3 protein-coding genes are annotated in these 6261 nt (G+C 64.0%); 2 read left to right on the forward strand and 1 reads right to left on the reverse strand.

Translation table 11 applies throughout. The features are described from left to right. Positions 1–194: 194 nt before the first annotated feature. Positions 195–4391 carry a DNA-directed RNA polymerase subunit beta' gene (gene rpoC / locus EOA29_RS21565; RefSeq protein ID WP_126094116.1) on the forward strand — a complete coding sequence of 1399 codons (4197 nt, stop codon included), beginning with the start codon at positions 195–197 and terminating at the stop codon, positions 4389–4391. Between the two features lie 81 nt (positions 4392–4472). Continuing rightward, entirely contained in the window at positions 4473–5138 is a 666-nt protein-coding gene (locus EOA29_RS21570; RefSeq protein WP_126094115.1) for an O-methyltransferase, read from the forward strand. 45 nt (positions 5139–5183) lie between these two features. On the opposite strand, the gene EOA29_RS21575 is transcribed toward EOA29_RS21570, so the two are convergent. Continuing rightward, a complete protein-coding gene (locus EOA29_RS21575) occupies positions 5184–6113 on the reverse strand; it encodes a Gfo/Idh/MocA family oxidoreductase (RefSeq protein WP_126094114.1) in 930 nt (309 codons plus the stop codon). Positions 6114–6261: the final 148 nt, after the last annotated feature.

The raw sequence follows: 6261 nt of genomic DNA on the forward strand, positions 1-6261 counted from the left end.
ATGTCGAACTGGAAAACACCAAGGTCGACGAAGCCGTGCGGCTGCCCGACGCAGCTGAATAAGGCAATGGCGCGCCGCTAGCCAAGAAGCGGCGCGCCCCTCAAATTCTTCGGCCGGTCAGGCCGGCCAGTCTGCGGGCATTCGGCCCGCGTTCGATGCAAGGGGTTTTCGAGGACCCCGAAAAGGAGAACGGCATGAACCAAGAGGTCATGAATCTCTTCAACCCCCAGGCGCCTGCGCAGGTGTTCGATTCCATCCGGATCTCGCTCGCCAGCCCTGAGAAGATTCTGTCTTGGTCGTTCGGCGAGATCAAAAAGCCGGAGACCATCAACTACCGCACCTTCAAGCCGGAGCGTGACGGTCTGTTCTGCGCGCGCATTTTTGGCCCGATCAAGGACTACGAGTGCCTGTGCGGCAAGTACAAGCGCATGAAGTACAAGGGCGTCATCTGCGAGAAGTGCGGCGTCGAAGTCACGCTGTCGCGCGTCCGCCGCGAGCGCATGGGCCATATCGAGCTCGCCGCGCCCGTCGCCCATATCTGGTTCCTGAAGTCGCTGCCCTCGCGCATCGGCACGCTGCTCGACATGACGCTGAAGGACATCGAGCGCGTCCTCTACTTCGAGAACTACATCGTCACCGAGCCGGGCCTCACCGCGCTGAAGGAGCACCAGCTGCTCAGCGAGGAAGAGTACATGCTGGCCGTCGACGAGTATGGCGAGGATTCCTTCACCGCCATGATCGGCGCCGAGGCCATCCATGACCTCCTCGCCGGCATGGATCTGGAGAAGATCGCCGGCGACCTGCGCTCGGAGCTGGCTTCGACCACCTCCGAGTTGAAGCAGAAGAAGCTCTTGAAGCGGCTCAAGGTCGTCGAGAACTTCATGGAATCCGGCAACCGTCCGGAATGGATGATCATGAAGGTGGTTCCGGTGATCCCGCCGGACCTGCGTCCGCTGGTTCCCCTGGACGGCGGCCGTTTCGCCACGTCCGACCTCAACGACCTCTATCGCCGCGTCATCAACCGCAACAACCGCCTGAAGCGGCTGATCGAGCTGCGCGCGCCGGGCATCATCGTGCGCAACGAGAAGCGCATGCTGCAGGAGGCCGTCGATGCGCTCTTCGACAACGGCCGCCGCGGCCGCGTCATCACCGGCGCCAACAAGCGTCCGCTGAAGTCGCTGTCGGACATGCTGAAGGGCAAGCAGGGCCGGTTCCGCCAGAACCTGCTCGGCAAGCGCGTCGACTATTCCGGCCGCTCGGTCATTGTGACCGGCCCGGAGCTCAAGCTGCATCAGTGCGGCCTGCCGAAGAAGATGGCGCTGGAACTCTTCAAGCCCTTTATCTACGCCCGCCTCGACGCCAAGGGTTTCTCCTCGACCGTCAAGCAGGCGAAGAAGCTGGTCGAGAAGGAGCGTCCGGAGGTCTGGGATATTCTCGACGAGGTCATCCGCGAGCATCCGGTGCTGCTCAACCGTGCGCCGACGCTGCACCGCCTCGGCATCCAGGCGTTCGAGCCGATCCTCATCGAAGGCAAGGCGATCCAGCTGCATCCGCTGGTCTGCACGGCCTTCAACGCCGACTTCGACGGCGACCAGATGGCGGTCCACGTGCCGCTGTCGCTGGAAGCGCAGCTCGAAGCCCGCGTGCTGATGATGTCGACCAACAACATCCTGCACCCGGCCTCCGGCGCGCCGATCATCGTGCCGTCGCAGGACATGGTTCTCGGTCTCTACTATCTGTCGATCGTCAACCAGAACGAGCCGGGCGAAGGCATGGTGTTCGCCGACATGGGCGAGCTCCAGCACGCGCTGGAGACCAAGGCCGTTACCCTGCACGCCAAGATCAAGGGTCGCTTCCGCACGGTCGACGCCGAAGGCAAGGTCGTGTCGAAGATCTACGACACCACGCCTGGCCGCATGATCATCGGCGAGCTTCTGCCGAAGAACGTCAACGTGCCCTATGAGACCGCCAACCAGGAGATGACCAAGAAGAACATCTCCAAGATGATCGACACCGTCTACCGCCACTGCGGCCAGAAGGAGACGGTCATCTTCTGCGATCGCATCATGGCGCTCGGTTTCGCGCATGCCTGCCGCGCCGGCATCTCGTTCGGCAAGGACGACATGCTGATCCCGGACACCAAGCTGAAGCTGGTCTCCGACACCGAGGCTTTGGCCAAGGAATACGAGCAGCAGTACAATGACGGCCTGATCACCCAGGGCGAGAAGTACAACAAGGTGGTCGACGCCTGGGCCAAGTGCTCGGAAAAGGTCGCTGACGAGATGATGGCCCGCATCAAGGCCGTCGAGTTCGAGGACAACGGCCGTCAGAAGCCGATGAACTCGATCTACATGATGTCGCATTCGGGTGCGCGTGGTTCGCCCACCCAGATGCGACAGCTCGCCGGCATGCGCGGCCTGATGGCCAAGCCGTCGGGTGAAATCATCGAGACGCCGATCATCTCGAACTTCAAGGAAGGCCTCACCGTGCTCGAGTACTTCAACTCGACCCACGGCGCCCGCAAGGGTCTGGCCGACACCGCCTTGAAGACGGCGAACTCGGGTTACTTGACCCGCCGTCTGGTCGACGTGGCGCAGGACTGCATCGTCAATTCGCTGGATTGCGGCACCGACAAGGGCCTCACCATGCAGCCGATCGTCGATGCCGGCCAGATCGTCGCCTCGGTCGGCCAGCGCGTGCTGGGCCGCACGGCGCTCGACGACATCAACCATCCGGTCTCCGGCGAATTGCTGGTCAAGGCCGGCAAGCTGATGGACGAGCGCGACGTGGAGCAGATCGAGAAGGCCGGCGTGCAGTCGGTGCGTATCCGCTCGGCGCTGACCTGCGAGATCAGGACCGGCGTCTGCGCGGTCTGCTACGGTCGCGATCTTGCCCGCGGCACGCCCGTCAACCAGGGCGAGGCCGTCGGCGTCATCGCGGCGCAGTCGATCGGCGAGCCGGGCACCCAGCTCACCATGCGCACCTTCCACATGGGCGGCACCGCGCAGGTGGTGGACTCCTCGTTCCTCGAAGCCTCCTATGAGGGCAAGGTCGAGATCCGCAACCGCAACGTGGTGCGCAACTCCGACGGCCAGCAGATGGTCATGGGCCGCAACATGGCGGTCCTGATCCTCGACGAGACCGGCAAGGAGCGCGCCACGCACCGCGTCGCCTATGGCTCGCGCATCTTCGTGGACGACGGCGACAAGGTGAAGCGCGGCCAGCGCATCGCCGAGTGGGATCCTTACACCCGCCCGATCCTCACCGAAATCGAGGGCAAGGTGGCGTTCGAGGATCTGGTCGACGGCATCTCCGTTCAGGAAACGGCCGACGAGTCGACCGGCATCACCAAGCGTGAGGTCATCGACTGGCGTTCGACGCCGCGCGGCAGCGACCTGAAGCCGGCGATCGTCGTTCAGGACGCCAAGGGCAAGGTGGGCAAGCTGTCGAAGGGCGGCGATGCACGCTTCCTGCTCTCGGTCGAGGCCATCCTCTCGGTCGAGCCGGGCGCGCATGTCCGTCCGGGCGACGTGCTGGCGCGTATCCCGATGGAAAGCGCCAAGACCAAGGACATCACCGGTGGTCTGCCGCGCGTTGCCGAACTGTTCGAGGCCCGCCGTCCGAAGGATCACGCCATCATCGCCGAGATCGATGGCACGATCCGCTTCGGCCGCGACTACAAGAACAAGCGCCGCATCATCATCGAGCCGCACGACTCGACGCTGGAGCCGGTCGAGTACCTGATCCCGAAGGGCAAGCCGTTCCATCTCCAGGACGGCGACGTCATCGAGAAGGGCGACTACATTCTCGACGGCAACCCGGCGCCGCATGACATCCTGGCGATCAAGGGCGTGGAGGCGCTTGCGTCCTATCTCGTCAACGAGATCCAGGAGGTCTACCGCCTGCAGGGCGTGTCGATCAACGACAAGCATATCGAGGTGATCGTTCGCCAGATGCTGCAGAAGGTCGAGATCACCACGCAGGGCGATTCGACCTACATTCCGGGCGACCACGTCGACGTGATCGAGCTGGAAGAGGTCAACGAGCGCCTGATCGAGGACGGCAAGAAGCCGGCCGAAGGTCAGCCGGTGCTGCTCGGCATCACCAAGGCCTCGCTGCAGACGCCGTCCTTCATCTCGGCCGCCTCCTTCCAGGAGACGACCAGGGTGCTGACGGAAGCCGCGGTTGCCGGCAAGACCGACATGCTGCAGGGCCTGAAGGAGAACGTCATCGTCGGCCGTCTGATCCCGGCTGGCACCGGCGGCACGATGAGCCAGATCCGGCGCATCGCCACCTCGCGCGACGAGTTGATCATCGACGAGCGCCGCAAGGCGTCCGGCGTCGAGGTCGCCGAGCCGATGCTGACCAACATGGTCAACGCCGCGCAGTAAGCGCCGCCGGTGGAATGAGAGAAGGAAAAGGGGCCTGCGTGGCCCCTTTTTGCATTTGGGCTTCACGAACGAGGATGAACCATGAGCGCCAAGACCTGGACGGCTGTCGACGACTATATCGTCTCCTCTCTTTTCGATGCGGACCCCGCGCTGCATGCCGTGCTGGCAACCAACCGCGATCAGGGCCTGCCGGCGATCGATGTCTCCGCGGCGCAAGGCAAATTGCTTTCGCTCCTCGTGCGGATTCGGGGCGCGAAAAAGGTGCTTGAGGTCGGCACGCTCGGTGGCTACTCGACCATCTGGATGGCAACGGGATTGCCCGCCGACGGCAAGATCGTGACGCTGGAGCTTGATCCTCACCACGCCAAGGTCGCGCGCTCCAACTTCGAGCGGGCAGGGGTTTCGGACAAGGTGGACCTGCGCCTCGGCCCTGCGCTGCAGTCGTTGGCTCAACTGGAGAGCGAAAAAGCCGGTCCGTTCGATCTGATCTTCATCGACGCCGACAAGCCGAACAACCCGAACTATCTCTCCTGGGCCATGCGGCTGTCGCGCTCCGGCACGGTCATCGTCTGCGACAATGTCATCCGCGACGGCGCCGTGCTGAAGAATGACGGTCGCGACGAGAATGTCATTGGCGCCCGCGCGGTGTTCTCCTTCATCGGCGGCGAGAAGCGTCTGGACGGCACCGCCATCCAGACCGTCGGCGCCAAGGGCTATGACGGCTTTGCGATTGCGATCGTGGACTGACGCGGGCCCGCGCCGGTTCGGTCAACTCGGTCGACGCCCGTCGACTCAGTCGAAGAACGGCTCGACCACGTTGCGCTTGCCCAGCATGAAGGCATCGGCGACATGCTGCAGCGGCGCGAGGTCGACATCGGAGACGCCGGCACGCACGATCTCGGCGAAACGCTTGTAGAGCATCGGATATTCGGCTTCCGGCTCGTCATGGATGATCTTGCCGTCGACGGCGAGCTTTGCGCCGCCGCCCGAAAGCACCATCTTGCCATTGTCCGTCTCGGCCAGGATGTCCCAGCTCTGCGGGCCGGTCTGCAGCCAATCGAGTTCCATCGTCACCGGCAGCCCGTTCGAGGTGCGGAAGGTGACATGCGCCGCCACCGGCGAAGCGCGGTTCTCGGGGAAGTCGAGCACGGCCGACGTGATGAACATCGGCGGCAGGATGTGGGTGGCGATCGACAGCGCGTTGATGCCGGGGTCGAACACGCCGAAGCCGCCCGGCGCCCAGATCCATTCCTGGTTGGGATGCCAGCGGCGCACATCTTCCTTCCAGTTGATGGCGGCCGAGCTGATCGTGGCCGAGGCGAGGAAAGCGCGCGCGGCCTCGACCGCCGGCGCGTAGCGCGAATGCCAGCTCGCAAAGAGCGAGACGCCGTTTTTCGCGGCAATCGCCTTAAGGTCTTCGACCTCGCTGACGGTGGCGCCCGGCGGCTTCTCCATGAAGACATGCTTCTTCGCCTCGAGCGCCGTGCGCGCGGCGTCGTAACGAAACTGCGGCGGCATGCAGAGTGAAACCGCGTCCAGGCCGGGCTCGGCGTCGAGCATCGCCTCGATCGTCGGATAGTTCGCAATACCGTCGACCTTGCCGTGGCGGCTGGCCGCGGCCGCAAGCCGGTAGTCGGCGTCCTTCGCCAGGGCGGGCAGGTGCTGGTCGCGGACGATCTTTCCCACGCCGACGATACCGAGCCTGATGGGATTGCTGGTCATGGTAACTCCGAATTGGAAGAGGTGGATGTTTCTAGGCAGGAGGAAGCGGCCCGGCAAGCCGGGATAATGCGTTGCTGCCGACGTCGCGGCCTTGGTTGATCAGATCGGTTCTTCGAAGGTGACGATCGAGACCTCGCCTTCCATCGCG

The sequence above is a fragment of the Mesorhizobium sp. M1E.F.Ca.ET.063.01.1.1 genome (assembly GCF_003998155.1).
Classification (GTDB): Bacteria; Pseudomonadota; Alphaproteobacteria; order Rhizobiales; family Rhizobiaceae; genus Mesorhizobium.

Coding starts and splice junctions, on each gene's coding strand:
- rpoC (WP_126094116.1), top strand. CDS start 195: ATGAACCAAGAGGTCATGAATCTCTTCAACCCCCAGGCGCCTGCGCAG.
- EOA29_RS21575 (WP_126094114.1), bottom strand. CDS start 6,113: ATGACCAGCAATCCCATCAGGCTCGGTATCGTCGGCGTGGGAAAGATC.
- EOA29_RS21570 (WP_126094115.1), top strand. CDS start 4,473: ATGAGCGCCAAGACCTGGACGGCTGTCGACGACTATATCGTCTCCTCT.